At 59.7% G+C, this 18,770-nt stretch carries 17 protein-coding genes and 2 pseudogenes; 3 read left to right on the top strand and 16 right to left on the bottom strand.

What is annotated here, in order from left to right; translation table 11 throughout:
- From RIFP1SYM_RS11980 to RIFP1SYM_RS11950, 7 genes and pseudogenes are all read right to left on the bottom strand, one after another.
- A partial coding sequence (locus RIFP1SYM_RS11980) for a flagellar assembly protein FliH (RefSeq protein ID WP_039960398.1) occupies positions 1–669 on the bottom strand: 669 nt, incomplete at its 3' end.
- Entirely contained in the window at positions 656–1,699 is a 1,044-nt protein-coding gene (gene fliG / locus RIFP1SYM_RS11975) for a flagellar motor switch protein FliG (RefSeq protein ID WP_005965013.1), read from the bottom strand. The genes fliG and RIFP1SYM_RS11980, both read right to left, overlap by 14 nt.
- Positions 1,689–3,263 (bottom strand): flagellar basal-body MS-ring/collar protein FliF, encoded by a 1,575-nt coding sequence (gene fliF, locus RIFP1SYM_RS11970; RefSeq protein WP_240992105.1) that lies wholly within the window; start codon positions 3,261–3,263, stop codon positions 1,689–1,691. The genes fliG and fliF overlap by 11 nt, the downstream gene beginning before the upstream one ends.
- Before the next feature lie 320 nt (positions 3,264–3,583).
- Positions 3,584–3,900 (bottom strand): annotated as a pseudogene (fliE, locus tag RIFP1SYM_RS11965) (flagellar hook-basal body complex protein FliE).
- A 61-nt stretch (positions 3,901–3,961) separates the two neighbouring features.
- A complete protein-coding gene (locus RIFP1SYM_RS11960; RefSeq protein WP_039960397.1) occupies positions 3,962–5,308 on the bottom strand; it encodes a sigma-54-dependent transcriptional regulator in 1,347 nt (448 codons plus the stop codon).
- Positions 5,305–6,540, bottom strand: coding sequence for a sensor histidine kinase (locus tag RIFP1SYM_RS11955; RefSeq protein ID WP_005964999.1), 1,236 nt, complete (start codon positions 6,538–6,540; stop codon positions 5,305–5,307). Before RIFP1SYM_RS11955 ends, RIFP1SYM_RS11960 begins: the two co-directional genes overlap by 4 nt.
- Before the next feature lie 118 nt (positions 6,541–6,658).
- Complete coding sequence (locus RIFP1SYM_RS11950) at positions 6,659–8,131, bottom strand: sigma-54 dependent transcriptional regulator (protein ID WP_005964996.1); 1,473 nt, start codon at positions 8,129–8,131, stop codon at positions 6,659–6,661.
- Between the two features lie 440 nt (positions 8,132–8,571).
- Between RIFP1SYM_RS11950 and RIFP1SYM_RS11945 the strand changes: the two genes are divergently transcribed.
- From RIFP1SYM_RS11945 to RIFP1SYM_RS11935, 3 genes are all read left to right on the top strand, one after another.
- Positions 8,572–9,864 carry an HlyC/CorC family transporter gene (locus tag RIFP1SYM_RS11945; RefSeq protein ID WP_005964992.1) on the top strand — a complete coding sequence of 431 codons (1,293 nt, stop codon included), beginning with the start codon at positions 8,572–8,574 and terminating at the stop codon, positions 9,862–9,864.
- A 339-nt stretch (positions 9,865–10,203) separates the two neighbouring features.
- Complete coding sequence (locus tag RIFP1SYM_RS11940) at positions 10,204–10,839, top strand: FHA domain-containing protein (RefSeq protein ID WP_005964989.1); 636 nt, start codon at positions 10,204–10,206, stop codon at positions 10,837–10,839.
- Positions 10,840–10,857: 18 nt separating this feature from the next.
- Complete coding sequence (locus tag RIFP1SYM_RS11935) at positions 10,858–11,217, top strand: PilZ domain-containing protein (protein ID WP_005964987.1); 360 nt, start codon at positions 10,858–10,860, stop codon at positions 11,215–11,217.
- 6 nt (positions 11,218–11,223) lie between these two features.
- Here the strand turns inward: RIFP1SYM_RS11935 and radA are convergent.
- From radA to RIFP1SYM_RS18225, 9 genes and pseudogenes are all read right to left on the bottom strand, one after another.
- A pseudogene (gene radA / locus RIFP1SYM_RS11930) lies at positions 11,224–12,596 on the bottom strand (DNA repair protein RadA).
- Positions 12,583–13,686, bottom strand: a complete 1,104-nt coding sequence (gene alr, locus RIFP1SYM_RS11925; RefSeq protein WP_006473911.1) for an alanine racemase — start codon at positions 13,684–13,686, stop codon at positions 12,583–12,585. Before alr ends, radA begins: the two are co-directional and overlap by 14 nt.
- On the bottom strand, positions 13,686–15,092 hold the full coding sequence (dnaB, locus tag RIFP1SYM_RS11920; RefSeq protein ID WP_006473913.1) for a replicative DNA helicase: 1,407 nt from the start codon (positions 15,090–15,092) through the stop codon (positions 13,686–13,688). Before dnaB ends, alr begins: the two co-directional genes overlap by 1 nt.
- A gap of 261 nt (positions 15,093–15,353) precedes the next feature.
- The gene (rplI, locus tag RIFP1SYM_RS11915) at positions 15,354–15,803 is read right to left on the bottom strand and encodes a 50S ribosomal protein L9 (protein ID WP_006473914.1); all 450 of its coding nucleotides are present in this window, start codon (positions 15,801–15,803) and stop codon (positions 15,354–15,356) included.
- 18 nt (positions 15,804–15,821) lie between these two features.
- Positions 15,822–16,748: a DUF2232 domain-containing protein gene (locus tag RIFP1SYM_RS11910; RefSeq protein ID WP_005964970.1), complete on the bottom strand. Its 927-nt coding sequence runs from the start codon at positions 16,746–16,748 to the stop codon at positions 15,822–15,824.
- A 30-nt stretch (positions 16,749–16,778) separates the two neighbouring features.
- Entirely contained in the window at positions 16,779–17,003 is a 225-nt protein-coding gene (gene rpsR, locus RIFP1SYM_RS11905) for a 30S ribosomal protein S18 (protein WP_005964967.1), read from the bottom strand.
- 3 nt (positions 17,004–17,006) lie between these two features.
- Positions 17,007–17,486, bottom strand: a complete 480-nt coding sequence (gene rpsF, locus RIFP1SYM_RS11900) for a 30S ribosomal protein S6 (protein WP_039960396.1) — start codon at positions 17,484–17,486, stop codon at positions 17,007–17,009.
- A gap of 134 nt (positions 17,487–17,620) precedes the next feature.
- The gene (locus RIFP1SYM_RS18230; RefSeq protein ID WP_006473917.1) at positions 17,621–17,824 is read right to left on the bottom strand and encodes a hypothetical protein; all 204 of its coding nucleotides are present in this window, start codon (positions 17,822–17,824) and stop codon (positions 17,621–17,623) included.
- Positions 17,815–18,770 (bottom strand): hypothetical protein (locus RIFP1SYM_RS18225; RefSeq protein ID WP_240992104.1); only part of this gene is annotated, 956 nt, incomplete at its 5' end. The genes RIFP1SYM_RS18230 and RIFP1SYM_RS18225, both read right to left, overlap by 10 nt.

Here is an 18,770-nt window from a genome sequence, read left to right as displayed (position 1 = left end):
GCTCCCAGCCAACAGCGGCGCAATCAGATTGGCGAGACGCGACTCCAGAGTAGCATCCACCTGGGAGGTGTCGGTGATCACCCGGCAGCCACCGCGATTGATCACCGGATCCTCGATGATATCCCAGCCCAGATCGGCCTCACCCAGAGCGTAGATCTCACGGATCAGCTCGGCATCCTCCGGGTGCAGCAGCAGCCTGACGTTGCGCGAGGAGACTGGCAGGATCGCCAGTGCTTCACGCACCACACCGACGATCTGATTCGGATCGGCACGCACCTCGCGCCGCACCAGCTGGCGCACCATCGCAATAACCAGGGTCACCAGTTCCTCCTCCACCGCTCTATCAAGTTCTCGCAACGGCTCGTCGAGCAGGCTGAGCTGCCGTTCCAGGCGCGCAATATGCTGCTTGATCTGCTCGCGCCCCTGCTGCAGCGCCTCCTTGTGGCCGAACTCAAAGCCATCTTCCTTGCCCTTCTCGAAACCCTCTTCATACGCTTGCTGACGAACCGCCTCCAGCTCCTCAGCAGTGGGCGGAGCCGGCAGCTCTGCATCCTCCATCTCGACCTCATCCGCCGGGCGCTCTGGCTTGCGTTCTCCCTCCATTTCGGGAGGCAGCCAGGGCCGGATCTCATCCGTCTGCTGTTCCGGCCGCAGTTTAGACGAACTCATCACCGCCACCTCCCAGCATGATCTCACCAGCGTCGGAAAGTCGGCGTGCCACCTGCAGGATCTCCTTCTGCGCCGCCTCTACGTCACTCAGTTTGGTCGGCGCTGCCGCCTCCAGATCGTCCGCCAACATCTCTGCGGCGCGCTTCGACATATTCTTGAATATCTTCTCCTTGAGCCCCTCATCCGCTGCGCGCAGCGCCAGCAGCAGCTGTTCGGAGGCGACCTCTCGCAGCAGTGTCTGGATGCCACGATCATCCACATCGATCAGGTTGTCGAAGACGAACATATTGTCCTGCAGTTCCTGCCCCAGATCCGCATCAGCCTCCATGATCTCGTCCATTACCTGGCTCTCGACTGCACCATCGAGCAGGTTGAGAATGCTGGAGGCGGTATCTATCCCGCCCAGGTTGGAGGATTTGACGTTGGTGGCGCCAGAGAACTGCTTCTCCAGGATCTCGTCCAGCTCCTGCAACGCCTTGGGCTGGATACCGTCGAGGGTGGCGATGCGCATTATAATGTCGGTGCGGATCCGCTCGCTGAATTCCGACAACACCTCGGCGGCCTGGTCGGCCTCGAGAAACGAGAGCACGATGGCAATGATCTGTGGATGTTCCAGACGGATCAGCTCAGCGATGGAGCGCGAATCCATCCACTTAAGCTGCTCCAAACCCTTGCTGTTGCGCCCCAGCAGGATGCGGTCGATCACGCCCCCCGCCTTGTCGGCCCCCAGCGCGTTGGTCAGCATGTTGCGGATATACTCGTCGGAGCCAAGCCCAAGTGCGGTCTGCTTCTCCAGGTTGGCGACGAAGTGGCGCATCACCATCTCCATCTGATCGGTGGTGACGTTGGTTAGTCCGGCCATCGCCATGCCGACATCCTGCACCTCTTTCGGGCCCATGTGCTTGAGCAGTTCAGCAGCATCATTTTCGCCCAAGGCGAGCAACAGGATAGCTGCCCGGTTCAGGCCGCTTATATTTTCAACTTCGGCCACCTCCGCCTCGGTGACCATGGCATTCTTGTTATCGGGCATCGTCGGCTATCCACTGTTTGACCACCTGGGCGACCCGTTTTGGATCCTCTGCGATCATCTGGCGGGCGGCTTCAAGGGTCTTCTCATAGCTACCGGGGCCGGGCAGCTTGACCGCCTCCCCCCCCTCCAGCTCGCCAGCGAGCCCACCTTCACCCGCAAGCTCGCCTTCAAGCCCTTCGCCCGCCATACCTTCGGCGCCGATCACGCCGCCAGCAGCAACCCCTTCGCCCTCCTCATCCCCACCCTCACCAGGTTGAGCGGTGAGGCGCGTCATGGTCGGCTTGAGCACGCCGAAGATCAGCAGCAGCACCAGCAACAGCCCACTGGCCTGACGCACTGCATCCCAAAACCAGGGCTGCTCCCAGATCGGCAGTTCGGGCAGCGGCTCAGGCGGTGCTGGGACAAAGAAGGTCTCACTAATCACCCGCACGCTGTCGCCGCGGCGCGGGTTAAAACCGATCGCCTCCTTGACCAGATTGGTGATGCTGGAGATCTCCTCCGGGGTGCGCGGGATCGTCTCGATCTGCTCCTCACCCGCCTCGTTGATGCTCAGCCGCACCCGATCGTTGAGCACTAACGCCACCGACAAGCGCCGTAGCGAACCTGTCGGCAGGCGCGTGTGGCTAATAGTCTTGTCGAGTTCAAAATTGCGCGTCGCCTGCTTGCTAGTGTTGATCGGCGTGCCCTCTCCCTCGCCGCCTACGCCGGATGCCTGCTCCGGAGAAGATCCGGCCGCCGGCGGCTGGTTGGTGAGTGCCCCCGGCACCCCCTGCTCGGCACGCAACCGGCTCACTTGTTCGTTGACCCGCTCAGAGCGCAGCGCCGCCATATCGGGATTGAAGCTCTCCTGGGTCTGCTCCACCTGACTGAAATCCAGTTCAGCAGTGACCTCGGCACGCAGGTTCTCCTTGCCCACCAGCGGCGCAACGATATCCTCGATGCGCTGTTTGAAGTGCGCCTCCAGCTCCTGAGTGTATTCAAACTGGCTGGTGGTGAGGCTCATCTGGCTGGAGTTTTCATCGCCGCTGAGCAGACGTCCCTTCTGGTCCACCACCGTGACCCGTGAGGTTTCCAACTCTGGCACTGCCGAGGCGACCAGATGCACGATCGCCTCCACCTGGCCCTTCTCCAGGGTGCGACCGGGATAGAGTTTGATGGTGACCGAGGCGCTGGGGTATTTGCGCTGGCGAATGAACACCGACTGTTTCGGCGTCGCCAGGTGAACCCGCGCTGTCTCCACGTTAGCCAGGGTCATGATGGTACGCGTCAGCTCCCCTTCCAGGGCCCTCTGGTAGCGCGCCGCCTCCACCAGTCGGCTGGTGTTGAAACCGGTCTCCTGCTGCAGCAGCTCAAAGCCGACCGAGTCGCTGTGCGGCAAACCCTGGCCGGCAAGTTTCATCCGCGCCTGCTGCAAATCACCGCTCGGCACCATGATCAGGCCACTGGCAGGATCCACCTCGTAGTCGATGCCCGACTGCTGCAGCACCTGGGCGATCTCCGCTGCATCTTTCTGCGCCAGGTTGCCAAACAGCACGCTGTAGCTCGGCTTTTGGCTCCACAGCACCACCGCAACACCGAGTGCAACACTGCGGCAATGCCGACCATCACCGCCAACTGGCGTAGCAGCGGGTTGTCTTGCAGCCGCCGGCTTACCTCCAGGGCCTTGCCACCCGGCTCTTCAGGATTGGTCAGTTCCATGTACTCACTCCCCCCTCAAACGGCTAGGCGGCTGTCGGGTTATGGGATTTGTAGCGAGGGGAAGCGTCACTGAGGTGAATTTTTCGTTCGTTCGAGGCGAATAGCCCGCTCTATTTAACGAGAACGAACGGAAAATTCGACCAGCAAGGCTTTTCCACAGTAAAACAGCCATAACCCAACAGCCTCCTAGATCGGCATGTTCATCACGTCCTTGTAGGCCTCACCAGCTTATTCCGTACCTGGACCATGGCGTCGAACGAGAGGCTCGACTTCTGTACTGCGATCATCACCTGGGCCAGATCGAGATCTTTCTCGCCGGTCTCAAACGCCTGGGTCAGCGCCTTGGCCTCTTGCTGGGTCTCATTGACCTGGTCGATGGAACGCTTCAGCAGATCGCTGAAATCCGCCTGCGCGGCAGGTTTGCTCTGTTCTGCCTGGTTCTGTGCCTGGGCGCTCATCACCCGCATCTGCGCCAGAACCTGGTTGATGTCCATACTGCTCATTGCACCTTTCCCCTGATGAAATCATGCCTGCTATTGCTATGCAGTTTCCGCACCACTCTGATCATCCCGGTATCTCAACACCAGCCTCTCGCATCCTTGCGATCTTGTACCTCAATGTACGCTGGCTGATCCCCAGCCGTTCTGCCGCGAACGTGCGGCTTCCCTTACCCTCCCGCAGGGCCTCCATGATCATCTGCTCCTCTACCGAGCGCAGATCCTCCGGCAGGCGTCTACCCCCCTCTTTGCTCACCTTCGCTTCTGCTGAGTCGGGCTCCGGCGACAAACCTGCCCCAAAACTGAGATCCTCAGCCCGGATGTTCTCCCCCTGCCGCATGATCAGGGCCCGCTGTATCAGGTTGTCCAGCTCTCGCACATTACCGGGCCAGCGGTGGTTAAGCAGAAGCTGTTCTGCAGCAGGTTCAATGATGGGCATCGCCTCCCTAGGCTGCAGATGCTGGCGGATCAAATGCTTTGCCAACGGCAGGATGTCGCGCTGACGCTCCCGTAGTGGCGGCAGCAGCAGTGGGAAGACATTAAGACGGTAGAAAAGATCCTCGCGGAAGCGGCCAGCGGCGACCTCTTCGCGCAGATTGCGGTTGGTGGTGGCCAACACCCGCACATCAAGTTCGATAATGCGGCGGCCACCCAGGCGCTCCAATTCCCGCTCCTGCAGTACTCGCAGCAGTTTCGCCTGCAACGCCAGACTCATCTCGGAGATCTCATCCAGCAGCAGAGTACCACCCTGGGCCTGCTCAAACTTGCCGGCGGTGGACTGATAGGCGCCGGTGAAGGCGCCCTTTTCATAGCCAAACAGCACCGCTTCGAGCATGCTTTCAGGAATCGCGGCACAGTTGATGGCGATGAAGGGGCCGTCCCGGCGCTGCGAACTGTTGTGGATGTAGCGGGCGAAGACCTCTTTGCCGGTGCCACTCTCACCCTGTACCATCACCGTGACATCGCTGACCGCCACGCGACGTGCCAGCGCAAGCACCTCAATGCTGCGTAGATCCTCCGCCACCGGCCCACTGCCGGCGCTGGCTGAAGTATCGATGATGGTACTGGCCACCTTGTTGAGCAGCAGCTCCGCCTCGAAGGGTTTCACCAGATAGTCCACCGCACCGTCACGCATCGCATCGACCGCCTTCTCGATCGTGCCGTAGGCGGTCATCAGCAGCACCGGCAGCTCTGGATAGCTATTCTTGATCTGCTTCAGCAGCCGGTAACCATCCATCGGCCGCATCTGCACATCGCTCACCACCATGCCGACCGGCTCCTGCTCGAGAATCTCCAGGGCAGCACCACCTTCGTCTGCTGCTACGACCGGATACCCCGCCAGTTCGAGAGTATCGCTCAGCGCCTCCCGCAGAGCCGGGTCATCTTCAACGATGAGAACGGTTGACTGACTCATAGTACTGCACTCCGGTGACGGGAAACCGGCTCGACTTTGTCTGCTGCAAGCGGTCTCTCCGTTAGCTGCTCTCGCTGGCACGACTGGTAACGAGGCAACTCGATCTGGAAACGGGTGCCCGGTGCAGGTGAATCAAGCAGGTGGATCTCACCGCCATGGGCGAGAATTACGTTCTGTGCCACCGCCAATCCCAGGCCGGTGCCGGCGGGACGAGTGGTGAAGAAGGGATCGAATATCTGGTGACGAACCTCCGGTGCGATACCAGAGCCGTCGTCTGAGAAGAGGATGGTCAACAGCGGGCCGCCACTGAGCTTGATGCAGATAGTGCGTGCGCCGTGTTGCACCGCATTGTCGGCGAGATTCCCCAGCACCCCGAGCAGCGCATCACTTCGACCAAGAATCTGGGCGGCTTCAGCATCACTGTGGTCCAGATGCAGGCTGACCGAAGTCTGTTGCAGCTCGCTGGCGAGGGTGGTGGTGAACCCCTTCAGTAGCTCAACAAGCGACAGTGGCTCCTCTGCGCCAGCTCCACCCCGGGCAAATAGCAGCATGTCACGGATTTGACTCTCCATGTGCTGCAACCGCGAACGCAGCTTGCCGGTAAAGCGCTCCCGCTGAGGTGACGAAAGATCATCACGCCCCAGCTGGGAGACGTAGAGCAGCGCCGAGCTGAGCGGGGTACGCAACTGATGCGCCAGCTGTGCCGACATCTCACCCATCGCCCCTAATCGCTCCTGACGATTGAGGTGCTCCTGCAGACGGCGCGTCTCACTCACATCGAGCAACACCAGGATACGGCCCGGCGAGTGTTCGAGGGCACAACTGGAGACGCTCAGCAGACGTCCGTCGCGCAACGTCCAGTCAGCCGCCGGCAGCCGCTGCGCCTCAAACGCCGCCAGTTCCAGCGCCTTCCAGCTGGCGCCTTTTGTGAGCCCGTCGATCAGACGCAATGCGGCCGGATTGGCCTCCACCACCCGCTCTTCGCCATCTAGCACCACCACCCCAGCTGGCAGAGTCTCCAACAGGCGACCCAGACGATCCGCCAGACGCTCCTTCTCTGCTAGCTGTGACATGCGGTCGCTGCGGGTCGCCGCCAGCTCCCGGTTCAGTTGCAGCACCTGCTCCTGCAGCTGCCGATAGGAGCCGGTCAGCTCTTCCGAGAGTTGGTTGAAGAGATTGAAGGCCGCCTCAAGGGATTCGCGGCGCTCAGGCTGTAGACTTTGGCTCGACACGGTTTTTTGTCTCTTGGTATTGCGGATTCATCCTTTGCAATACCACTAACAAAAACCGTGCCGTTATTATGATTTCATTTAAATTCAATGAGTTAATAATAACAGTGTGGAGTAAGCGTCAAATTCCTGTCGACTCAGTCTGGCGCTGCAGGCCATATTTCCGTAGCTTCTCCACCAGTGTGGTGCGGCGCATGTGAAGCCGCTTGGCGGCATGGGCGACCACACCTTCCGACTCATCCAGTGCCTGCTGAATCAGGCTCTGCTCCAGGGTGCTCAGGTGCGCCTTCAGGTCGATGCCCTCATTAGGCAGGCGCGGGGCATGCACCACAGTATCCGGCTCACTCCCTCTGATCGCCACTTCCGGCAACTGCACAGTATCCACCAGGTTGCCGACCGGACGGAATTTGTCGGGCAGATCAGCCACGTCAACCACGCCATAGGGGTAGAGGATCGCCAGCCGCTCGATCAGGTTGGCTAGCTCCCGCACGTTGCCGGGCCAACGGTAGTGACTCAGCGCCGCGACTGCAGCGGGGGTCAGCCGCACCGAGCCCCGCTTCTCGTTCTCAATGCGGCGTATCAAGTCGGTAACCAGCACCGGGATATCCTCGACGCGCGCGCGCAGTGGCGGCATTTCGATCGGAAAGACATTCAACCGATAGTAGAGATCTTCTCTGAAGCTATTGTCTTCAATCGCCTTTTCCAGGTTCCGATGGGTCGCGGCGAGGATCCGAACGTTGCTCTTGATCGGTTTGTTACTGCCGACCCGCTCGAAGCTACGCTCCTGCAGAACCCGCAACAGCTTGACCTGCATCGGCATGCTCATGTCACCGATCTCATCAAGAAACAGGGTGCCCCCCTCTGCCATCTCAAACCGACCCTGGCGGCTGCTGATGGCGCCGGTAAAGGCCCCTTTCTCATGGCCAAACAGCTCACTCTCGAGCAGGTCAGCAGGGATTGCGCCGCAGTTGACTGGCACAAAGGGTTTGCCGCGCCGCTTGGAGTGGAAGTGGAGCTTGCGCGCCACCACCTCCTTGCCAGTGCCCGATTCGCCCAGGATCAGCACGGTGGCCTCGGAGTCCGCCACCTGATCGATCATCTTGTTGATCTGGTGCGTCGCCCGGCTGCTACCGGAGAGACAACGGAACAGTTCCACCGAACGGGCGGTGACATGGTCGCCATTTCTTCGACTCTCCTGAAACACCTGGGCCTTGTGGATCAGCGCCATCAACTCGTCATAGTGGGTGGGAATCTGTAGTTGACCGATAACGTTTTCACAACCCTCAGTACTAGTCGGGTTCTCCTCACCAAAAATCTGAAATACCGGCAGATCCGGCATCTGCTTCTCCAGCGCCTCGATCATCTCCCGCCCTTCACCCTGGCAGTAATGAGGGCTGACCAGTACCGCTGAACAGGCCTCTTTCTCCGCCTCCACATGGTTTTTGATGTCTTGATAGGATTTCACCCGGTGAAGACGGGCATCCAGAAATGAGAGAATATGCTCCAGGTACTCTCGACGAGCCTCATCATCATCTATCAGATAGGCACACAATTTGGGAAACGCCTGCCCTGCTCGTTTTGCCGACTGCCCCATTGTGTCTGAACTCCTTCTTTCTTTGCCCCGTGGAGAGGGGAGGTGCTGCCTAGTAAAGCAGTAATATTAAGCCATGTCAAAATAACGTCATACATATATTTTTTGGCATGAACAACCGCTAACTATCTGTCACAGTTGATAATTATTATTACCTGGCAGTCACATGGAGCACATGTAGAGCCGGCTTCAGCCGATTTATCCGGCTGAAGGCGAAGCTGCAATACAGGGCAAAGAATCAGTTAATAATGTGACAAAACAGACCAGATTTAGTGGGGGGTTTGCAACAATAGCCTGGCTATCGAATCGTCATATTGACTGAACTCTTTCCTGAGGCCTTTTCCCTTCTCCAGATCGATGGGAGAAAAGCGACTTCAGCGCTTGACATCACCTGCTACTACTCGAAGATAGGAGGTCGAGGAATTATGTAAGGAAACCTCCGTTTGGACGATCTATCCACAGGATTGCTATTTGGCACCCTCGCTCTGTTGATTGCGCTCTCCGCCTTCTTCTCCGGCTCCGAAACTGCGCTGATGTCGCTCAACCGCTATCGCCTGCGACACCTCAAAGAAAAGGGCCACAAGGGTGCTGAAAAGGCTTCCCTGTTGCTCTCCCGCCCCGACCGACTGATCGGGCTGATCCTGCTGGGAAACAACTTCGTCAATATCTTGGCATCCTCGATCTCGACCCTGCTGGCGATCCGTCTCGGCGGCAACACCGCCATCGCCATCTCCACCGGCCTGCTCACCCTGGTGATCCTGATCTTCGCCGAAGTGACCCCGAAAACCCTCGCTGCGCTGCATCCGGAGCGGGTCGCTTTCCCTGCCGCGCACATCTACAAACCCCTACTGAGACTACTCTACCCGCTAGTCTGGATAGTCAACTGGATGGGTAACAACCTGCTCAGGCTATTGGGGGTGGATTATGCGCATCGCAGTCGTGACGCCCTCAGTCAGGAGGAGTTGCGTATTGTTCTGAACGAGGCGGGGGCACTGATTCCTGAACTCCATCAACGCATGCTGATCAGTATCCTCGACCTGGAGAAGGCCCAGATCGAGGACATCATGGTACCACGCAACGAAGTCACGCTAATCGACCTGAAAGACCCGCTGGATGAGATTATCGAGCAGATCCAGGAAGTCCACTACTCATTGGTGCCACTGGTTGACGGCGGCATCGACGAAGTGGTCGGCATGCTGCCGCTACGCGGCGCAGCGCGCCTGCTGGCCAATGGTGGGCTGCACAAAGAGTCCCTGCGGGAGATCGCGCAAACCCCCTACTACATCCCGGAAGGCACCCCGCTCAACCAGCAGCTACTCAATTTTCAGCGCTTCAAACGACGCACCGGCCTGGTGGTGGACGAATATGGCGACCTGCTCGGTCTGGTGACCCTGGTTGATCTGCTGGAGGAAATTGTCGGCGAATTCACCACCGATCCTCTCGACAGCCTGCCTAATGTGCACCCTCAAGAGGATGGCAGTTTTCTGGTAGAGGGCAGTGCCAGTGTGCGCGACCTGAAACGCAAAATGGATTGGCCGCTGCCAACCGATGGTCCAAAGACCCTCAACGGCCTGATCCTGGAGTATATGGAGACCATCCCGGAACCTGGTACCAGCCTGCGCCTGGCGGGCCTCCCAATCGAGATCATGCAAACCTCCGGCCACACGGTAAAGATGGTGCGCATCCGAACTGACCTGAAAAACAGTGAAACTGAATCCAAAAAGGGCTCTAACTAGTTGATCACCCACTTATTATGTATATATCATCTGCATCTAAAGCTAGCGCCAAATCATTTTTCGTGGAGGAGCCAGCATTGATAGAGCGCCACCACTCGTATGCCTTGAATAGGTCTGATCATTTGATTCGGCTCTTTAGGGGGCCTCTGAACGAATCATGAATGACAGCCTTGCGATCCAAATTTCCCGCTGCTGCGTTGGAAATCTTGGCAATAGACCAGCTATTACTTGCAATTTTCTCCTTGCAGCGGAGAATTTACCCTCACAACTCTGCTCGCCAAAATTCATTCAGAGGCTCCCTAGCAAGCAGCAAGAACAACTGATCTCACGGACCCGGCCATGCCAAAGCTGACACTCTCATTCAAAGGCCGCCTGATCGATGTGTATCACCTCAAGCCGGGTGAGACCCTCATCGGTCGCAATCCCAGCTGCGACATCTGCATCGATAGCCTGGCAATTGCGCCGCTGCACGCCAAAATCGTGTTGGACGATCAACAATGCCGCATCGAGGTACTCGACGAAGAGTACCCCCTGTCGCTCAACTACAACTCCATCGAGCGCAGTGAACTGACCCATGGCGATTTGATGGAGATCGGCAAACACACCCTTGCCTATGCAGAAGACGCCATCGAACCTTCCGGCGACATCAACATACCGGTGGGGAGTAACGAACAGGCAGAGAGTGGGCCGGAGGGGACCAACATCGATGAATCACGCCGCAAGGGGATCCTGCAGATACTTAGTGGCACTCATCTGGGACGCATCATCCCGCTCAACCGCAATCTCACCCGCATCGGCCGCGCCGGCACCGACTGCGCTATGATCTCGCTGCGGAACGATGGTTACTACATCTCCTATCTGGAGGGCCCCAACCCGCCACAGGTCAACGATCACCCCATCGGCAGCGAGAGTTTTCTACTAAAAGAGGGGGATATGATCGAGGTCGGCGAGACCAAGATGCAGTTTCACTTCTAAAGCCAAGAGCCACCCGCCATGCCAGAGCACGAACGTCGGCAGTTTCATCGAATCCTGTTCGATATCCCCGCGACCTTGAACGTCGAAGATCATACAACCGAGGTCCGACTGATCGATATCTCCCTGAAGGGGGCGCTGGTGCAGATCGAGACAGACTGGCAACCAACCACGAAGCCGCTTGAACTACAGATCAGACTCGATGACGAGGAGGCTCAAATCAAGATGCAGTGCCACGCCGTCCACCAGGAGGCGCAACGACTCGGCCTGCAGTGTATCGAGATCGACCTCGACAGCATCACCCACCTGCGGCGTCTGGTTGAACTCAACAGCACAGACCCAGCCCTGCTGGAGCGGGAGCTGGAAGAGCTGTTGCGATAATNTCCATTATATCGCGTCAAGCACCTCGGCAAGCCGTTCCACCGCCACCACCCGAACCCCCTCCGGTGCCCGCTTGGGCGCGTTCGCCTTGGGTAAGATGGCGAGCTTAAAACCATGTTTGGCCGCCTCGCGCAGACGATCCTGACCATTCGGCACTGGGCGGATCTCACCGGTCAGCCCCACCTCACCAAACGCCACCAACCCCTCCGGCAGCGGCCGATCGCGGAAGCTGGAGAGCACTGCCAGCAGCACCGCCAGATCGGCGGCAGTCTCGGTGATGCGCACACCGCCCACCACGTTGACATAGACATCTTGATCGAACATGCCGATGCCGCAGTGACGATGCAGCACCGCCAGTAACATCGACAGCCGGTTCTGCTCCAGCCCCAGGGTGACACGACGTGGATTGGCCAGCGGACTCTCATCCACCAGCGCCTGGGCTTCCACCAGCAGCGGCCGGGTGCCTTCCCGAGTCACCAGGATCACACTGCCTGGCACCGACTGGCTGTGGCGGGATAGGAAGATCGCTGAAGGGTTGCTAACCTCCTTCAAGCCCTTCTCGGTCATGGCGAAGACGCCCAGTTCATTGACCGCGCCAAAACGGTTTTTGATCGCCCGAATCAGACGGAACTGGCTGCCCACCTCGCCCTCGAAGTAGAGCACCGTATCAACCATGTGCTCCAACACCCGTGGCCCCGCCAGGCTCCCCTCCTTGGTCACATGACCGACCAAAAACACCACGGTACCGCTACGCTTAGCAAACTGCACCAGCTGCGCGGTGGACTCACGCACCTGAGAAACCGAGCCCGGCGCCGACTGCAGCAGCTCGGTATACATGGTCTGGATCGAATCGACCACCATCACTGCCGGGCGCTCTCGCTCAGCAGTGGCAATGATGCGCTCGATGGCAGTCTCTGGTAGCAACTGCAGCTGCCCACCTGCAGCCCGAGGCGCTGGGCGCGCAACGCGATCTGTCGCGGCGACTCCTCACCGGAGACGTAGAGGGTCGGAATCTCACGAGCAAGCTGGGCCAGGGTCTGAATCAACAAGGTCGACTTGCCGATGCCGGGGTCACCGCCGAGCAACACCACCGAGCCATCCACCAGACCGCCGCCCAGCACCCGGTCGAGCTCGCCGCTGCCACAACTGCGGCGCACCTCCGATGCGGTCTCCACCGAGGCCAACGGAAACACCTTAGTCTGGCTCGCACCGGCGTAGCCGGCATAGCGGCCCGACCCACCTCGGCTGCCCGTAACCTTCTCCTCCAGGGTATTCCACGCCTTGCAGTCGGGACACTGGCCGGCCCACTTGGGAGAGGTGGCACCGCAGGCCGAGCAACTGTAGACCGATTTGGAAGATTTTCGACTACCCTGCGCCATCCCTGCCCTCCTCCGAATTGACTTCGACAAACCCGACCCGCCCGGTGATACCACACAGCAGTTCATAAGGGATAGTGCCAGCCCGTCTGGCGATCTCCTCCACCGGCAGTCCCGGCCCCCACAGCAGCGCCGGTTCGCCCGGTTGCAGATCGGGCAGCTCACGGGCATCGACGCAGATCATATCCATCGAGACCCGCCCCACCAGCGGCAGGCGCCGGCCACGCAACAGTACCGGTGTGCCGCCCGGGACATGGCGCGGATAACCGTCACCGTAACCGACGCCGATCACCGCCACCGGCATCGGTTCGGGACAGCGGTAGCTGCCGCCGTAGCCGACCGCTTCACCCGTCTCATAGCGATTCACGGCGATCACCGGAGCGCTGAAGCGCATCACCGGTTTCAGGCCCAGCGGCTCACCACTGCCCTCGCTGAAGGGTGAGACCCCGTAGAGCATGATGCCGGGCCGGACCCAGTCACGCTGACACTCAGGAAAGGCCAACAGTCCGGCAGAGTTGGCGATGGAGAGCTGCGCAAAGGGGGTGGTATCGATAGCGTCGAAGCGTACACACTGGTCCTGGTTGGCAGGATCCTGCGGGGCATCAGCGTTGGCCAGATGGGTCATCAGATGCAACACTCCCAGCGCTGGCGTCTGTTGCAGCCGCTGCGCCACTGCTGCCACCGCCTCCGGCCGGAAACCAAGCCGGTGCATGCCGCTATCCACCTTGAGCCAGACCTCGATCGGGTGAGCCAGTAGGGTCTGCTCCAACAGCTCCAGCTGCTGGGTCTGGTGCACCGTCACTGCAACCTGGTGGGCCGCTGCTGCGCGCAGAGCCTCGGCATCAAACACCCCCTCCAATACCAGCAGCGGCTTGTCGATACCGGCGGCGCGCAGCCGCACCGCCTCGTCGATACGCGCCACCGCAAAGCCGTCCGCATCTGTCAGTGCCTGCGCCACCCGCTCCATGCCGTGACCGTAGCCGTTGGCCTTGATCACCGCCCAGATGCGACTTGTTGGAGCAGCCTGGCGCACTCGGCGCAGATTGTGGTGCAGAGCCGCCCGGTCAATGAGTGCCTGGGGGGCAAAACTCATCAATAGCTCTCGTCGCCGTAGGGGTCTGCAATATAGTTTTCGAACTTGGTGTACTTGCCAAGGAAGGTGAGACGCACGGTGCCGATGGGACCATTACGCTGCTTGCCGATGATGATCTCGGCGATACCTTTGGTGGGACTATCCTCGTTGTATACCTCGTCGCGGTAGATGAAGACGATCAGGTCTGCATCCTGCTCGATGGCGCCAGACTCACGCAGATCAGACATCACCGGGCGTTTATTGGGGCGCTGCTCCAGGCTGCGGTTGAGCTGGGAGAGGGCGATCACCGGTACATTGAGCTCCTTCGCCAGCGCCTTCAACGAGCGCGAGATCAGCGAGATCTCGGTGGTGCGGTTCTCGTTGCTGCCATTCACCTGCATCAGCTGCAGATAGTCGAGCACGATCAACCCCAGGTCGGGGTTTTCTCGCTTCAGGCGCCGCGCCCGGGCGCGTACCTCGGTGGGAGTCAGGGCCGGGGTGTCGTCGATGAAGAGCTTGGTCTCCGCCAACATGCTCACCGCCGAGGTGAGGCGCGGCCACTCATCATCCTCCAACTTGCCGGTACGCACCCGCATCTGGTCGATACGCCCCAGCGACGACATCATGCGCATCGCCAGCGAGTCGCCCGGCATCTCCATACTGAACACCGCCACCGGCTTGCCAGCCTTGATCGCCACACTCTCGGCGATGTTCATGGCGAAAGTGGTCTTGCCCATGGAGGGACGCCCGGCGACGATGATCAGATCCGCTGGCTGCAACCCCGAGGTCATCTCATCGAAGTCGCTGAAGCCGGTGGACTCGCCGGTGATCGGCTCATCCTGCTGGAACAGGGTCTCGATGCGATCCACCGCCTTAGTCAGCAGGCCCTTGATCGGCGTAAAGCCACCACCGCCACGGGTACGCTGGTCGGCAATCTCGAACACCTTGCGCTCGGCATGGTCGAGCAGTTCATTCGCATCGCGACCCTCAGGATGGAAGGCGATGTCGGAGATCTCGGTACCCACCGAGATCAGCTGACGCATCACCGCATACTCGCGCACGATGCCAGCGTAGGATTTGATGTTGGCGGCGCTTGGTGTCTCTTCCGCCAGAGTCACCAGATAGGGCAGGCCACCCGCCTCCTCCAGGTCACCGCGCCGTTCCAGGACCTCCGCCAGAGTCACCACATCAAAAGGCTGGCTCTGATCTGCCAGTGCGCTGAGCGCATCGAAGATCAGGCGGTGCTCCTTGCGGTAAAAATCCTCCGACACCAGCTGGTCGGCGATGCGGTCCCAGGTGGAGTTATCGAGCATCAGCCCGCCCAGCACCGACTGTTCGCCCTGAATCGAGTGGGGCGGAACCCTCAGATTTTCGGCGCGATCCGAAAAATAGTCTTGTATATCAGCAGGATAGGATTGTTCTGACATGATGACATCTAGCAAGCGGACGACATCAAGGTGACGCCGCCCAAAGTGCTAAGGATACGTGCTCCGCCAGCTTCAGGAAAGCGGCAGGGACAGTGTCTGGCAGTTGCGCTGGGAAGTAAAAACCGGAACGATAGCTAAACCGGGGCGCACCGTAGCGGAGGGAGGAGTGGTAGATTCAACTTATGCTGGCGCACAAACGCCAGCACCCCGGCAGGCACACTGGCCGACCGGGGCGCGGGTCACAACCGTCACTGCGGAGGTTTACGCTTCCGGGACGATCTGCAGCTTGAGGCTGGCGTTGACGTCGGTGTGCAGGTGCAGTTCCACCTCGTAATCACCCGCAACGCGGAACGGGCCGTTAGGCAGACGCACCTCTTGCTTCTCCAGCTCGCCACCCGCCTCGTTCACCGCCTTGGCGATATCGATGGTGCCGACGGAGCCAAACAGACGTCCCTCGTCACCCGCCTTGCAGCTAATGGAAATCTCGAGGCCCTCAAGCTTCTCCTTGCGTGCCTCGGCAGCAGCCAGCTTATCGGCTGCCCCTTTCTCCAACTCGGCACGACGCGCTTCGAACTCGGCCAGGTTGGCGGCAGTAGCCGGTATGGCACGGCCGGAGGGAATCAGGTAGTTACGGCCATAACCGCTCTTTACCTTTACTTTTTCACCCAGGTCACCCAGGTTATCGACTTTCTGCAACAGAATAATATCCATTGTATTCACCTTAAAGGTCTAATCACCTTCGCGTCCGCCTATATCACTCGATTTAAAGCGGGCGCGAAAATTTATCCAGATGTCCGTCAGACCGATGGCGGAGAGCACCACCACCATCTGCGGCATCAATATAATCAGTAACAGATAGAGACCGACCAGCCAGCCCGATCCGGCATTCCTCTTAGCCACAAGGCTGTGACTCATCGCCAGCCCCTGCAGAAACAGCAACACCAGCAACAGCACACCGAGGTCGCGGAGCAGACCAGCGTCCAGTAGTGTTGGCATCAACACTACCGCTAGCGCAAGCCCCCCTACAACACCAAACATCCGATGCAGCCGAAAGGTATGAAACTCCTTCCGAAAGCCACCCGGATTGTAGAGCGCTGCCTGCCAGCTACGAGCCAGAAAGAGCCCGGCTACCAGCTGCAGAAACAACCCGGCTGCAAACAGCCCCGCCATCCAGCCGGCAATAGTCTGCACCAGTTGCAGCCCCTGCTCAGCCGTGAGCAGACCGCTCTGCTCAAACTGCTCTGCCAGCGGCCTCAGCTCCTCGAGCCAGACGCTGGCCGGATCCCCCATCAGCAGGTACTGACCAAGAATCGCCAACAGCCCCAGCCCAAAAGCTGCCTGGACCGTCAGATCCAGAGAGCGGCTGGTTCGCAGCAGCATCGCCAGCAGCCAAAGCGGCAACAGCTGGATCAGCAGAATCCCCAGCGCGGGGAGCGGGTTGCCCAAGATCAGGAGCATCATCACACCCACTGCCAGGGTGGAAAGTCCAGAAACCTTGAGCCCTGCCCTTGATCCCTGCCGCAGGGTAATCAATCCCACTGCCGCAGCACTCAGGATACCGAACAGCGGAAGACTCAGTGAGAGCATCGCACTCACGGTGATCACCATCACCGCTGGTGAAATACCCCGCATCACCAGGGATGCCAGCCCCTTCATGGCGCTATCCGGTCGACCTATCTATTACTCTTAGTGGCTATCGCTGTAGGGCAGCAGTGCCAGGTAGCGGGCCCGCTTGATCGCGGTGGCCAGCTGCCGCTGGTACTTGGCCTTGGTGCCGGTGATACGGCTCGGCACGATCTTGCCACTCTCGCTTACATAGGCCTTCAACAGGTTGAGGTCCTTGTAGTCGATATCAGTGATACCTTCAGCCGTGAAACGGCAATACTTTTTACGACGAAAAAAACGCGCCATGATCTAGTCCTCTGTTCCTGCTTGCTCAGCCGCTGCCGCAGGCTCACTCGGAGCCGTCTCAGCCTCAGCTACCGCCGTCTCAGCCTCAGGTGCCGCCTGCTCCTCTACCTTGGCAGGGCGGCGGTCGGAGTCGCTCCGACGCTCACGGCGATCATCGTCCTCATCCTGACCCTTGGCCAGCTGCGAGGTCTCAGTGATAGCCTCGTCGCGGCGAATGATCAGATTGCGGATCACCGCATCGTTGAAACGGAATGCGTTCTCTAGCTCGCCCAGGGCCTCGCCATCGCACTCGATGTTCATCAGCACGTAGTGAGCCTTGTGGATCTTGTTAATCGGATAAGCCAGCTGGCGCCGCCCCCAATCCTCCAAACGGTGGATGGTGCCGCTTTTCGACTCGATGGTTGAGCGGTAGCGCTCGATCATCGCAGGGACTTGCTCGCTCTGGTCCGGATGGACCATGAACACGACTTCATAATGCCTCATTGTCTCTCCTTTCGGATTAGGCAGCCTCCCGCACAAGGCGGTGAAGCAAGGAGTGGCGTCCGCAGGACGGACACCGGAAAAACCGCGCATCTTACACTTGCCGGCCCTCTATCGCAAATAGGCCTCCGCATCGGTTACCAAAACGATTCGAGTCTATCCTGGCGCAGCTCACACGCCTCTGAGATACGCCGCTCTCGCTCATCCTGTTGTAGAAAGCTGACACCACCACAGGATCTGGCCGTATCGAGCCCAAGTCGCTGTCGCAGCTCCGCTGGCAGCCACTGCAGGCGATAAGTCTGCAGCGCCAGGCTGGCCGCATCCGCACCCTTCAAATCCACCACAGACGCCACCGCCTCTTGATACCGTTGCCGAAAAAGGCTATCGCTATACCAAAACGCCAACGCCGGTCGAACAAAATAGGCGAGTCCTGAGGGATCGATAATGCGGTCATCCGGGCGCAGCACCTCTTTGAGCAACCGCAGACTCGCGACCTGCCGCTCCATTGGCACCTGCCGAAGGCCCCAGAACGTTGCAAAATAGGGGCCCGCGCCCAGGGCCACCAGCAGCAGCGACAACACCATCGTCTGCTGCCAGGCAACCAGCCCGGTCCGCTCCACAACCGCCTCCAGCCCAGCTGCCGCCAGCAGGGCGGCAAATGGCAGCAGCGGCACCACCATATAGGCCAGGGATGGGGGTGGACAAATGGAAACAGCCCCCCGACCAAGACAAAGCCCGCCGCCCAGCGCAGCCAGCGCTCCCGGCGCATCAGCAGCGCACCGATGGAGGCGGGCAACACCAGCCACCACCAGGGACCATCCAGGACCAGACGCCGCAGCATCGACTCCCAAGGCCAGACCTTCTGCGCCTCCAGCGAGAGTAAGATGAACCCTGAATAGAATCCGATCAACTCCCCGCTGCGCCCGGACAATAGCGAGTACCCGGCCCAGAGCAACGCTGGCAACAGCAGTGCCAGATGATAAGGCAGCAGGCTCCCAGGACGCAGACCCCGATCCAACTGCAGACGCAGCAGCCCGAATAGGTAGAGCCAACCGGCAAAGTAGACGCCTTTCAGATGGTGGATGGCGAGCCAGCCGATGCACAGCCCCAACAGGATCAATCCGGCACGAGAGCGCTCCTGCAACGCGACAAAACCGAGCAACCAGCCCAGTAGAACGGCAAGATCGTAGCGGAATTCATAACCGTGGCTGAGGAAACCCCCATTGGCGAAGAGTAACAACACAGCGAACAGCGTAGTACGCCCCTTCAGACCCAATCGCCACACCA

The organism is endosymbiont of Riftia pachyptila (vent Ph05), assembly GCF_000224455.1.
GTDB classification, from domain to species: domain Bacteria; phylum Pseudomonadota; class Gammaproteobacteria; order Chromatiales; family Chromatiaceae; genus Endoriftia; species Endoriftia persephonae.
Note: the sequence above shows the minus strand (reverse complement) of the source record. Positions and strands in the feature narration are given on the sequence as shown.

Excerpts from the sequence above, each read along its gene's own strand:
- fliG (WP_005965013.1), bottom strand. The coding sequence starts at position 1,699 with ATGCCCGATAACAAGAATGCCATGGTCACCGAGGCGGAGGTGGCCGAA.
- RIFP1SYM_RS11960 (WP_039960397.1), bottom strand. The coding sequence starts at position 5,308 with ATGAGTCAGTCAACCGTTCTCATCGTTGAAGATGACCCGGCTCTGCGG.
- RIFP1SYM_RS11950 (WP_005964996.1), bottom strand. The coding sequence starts at position 8,131 with ATGGGGCAGTCGGCAAAACGAGCAGGGCAGGCGTTTCCCAAATTGTGT.
- RIFP1SYM_RS11940 (WP_005964989.1), top strand. The coding sequence starts at position 10,204 with ATGCCAAAGCTGACACTCTCATTCAAAGGCCGCCTGATCGATGTGTAT.
- RIFP1SYM_RS11935 (WP_005964987.1), top strand. The coding sequence starts at position 10,858 with ATGCCAGAGCACGAACGTCGGCAGTTTCATCGAATCCTGTTCGATATC.
- alr (WP_006473911.1), bottom strand. The coding sequence starts at position 13,686 with ATGAGTTTTGCCCCCCAGGCACTCATTGACCGGGCGGCTCTGCACCAC.
- dnaB (WP_006473913.1), bottom strand. The coding sequence starts at position 15,092 with ATGTCAGAACAATCCTATCCTGCTGATATACAAGACTATTTTTCGGAT.
- rplI (WP_006473914.1), bottom strand. The coding sequence starts at position 15,803 with ATGGATATTATTCTGTTGCAGAAAGTCGATAACCTGGGTGACCTGGGT.
- RIFP1SYM_RS11910 (WP_005964970.1), bottom strand. The coding sequence starts at position 16,748 with ATGAAGGGGCTGGCATCCCTGGTGATGCGGGGTATTTCACCAGCGGTG.
- rpsR (WP_005964967.1), bottom strand. The coding sequence starts at position 17,003 with ATGGCGCGTTTTTTTCGTCGTAAAAAGTATTGCCGTTTCACGGCTGAA.
- rpsF (WP_039960396.1), bottom strand. The coding sequence starts at position 17,486 with ATGAGGCATTATGAAGTCGTGTTCATGGTCCATCCGGACCAGAGCGAG.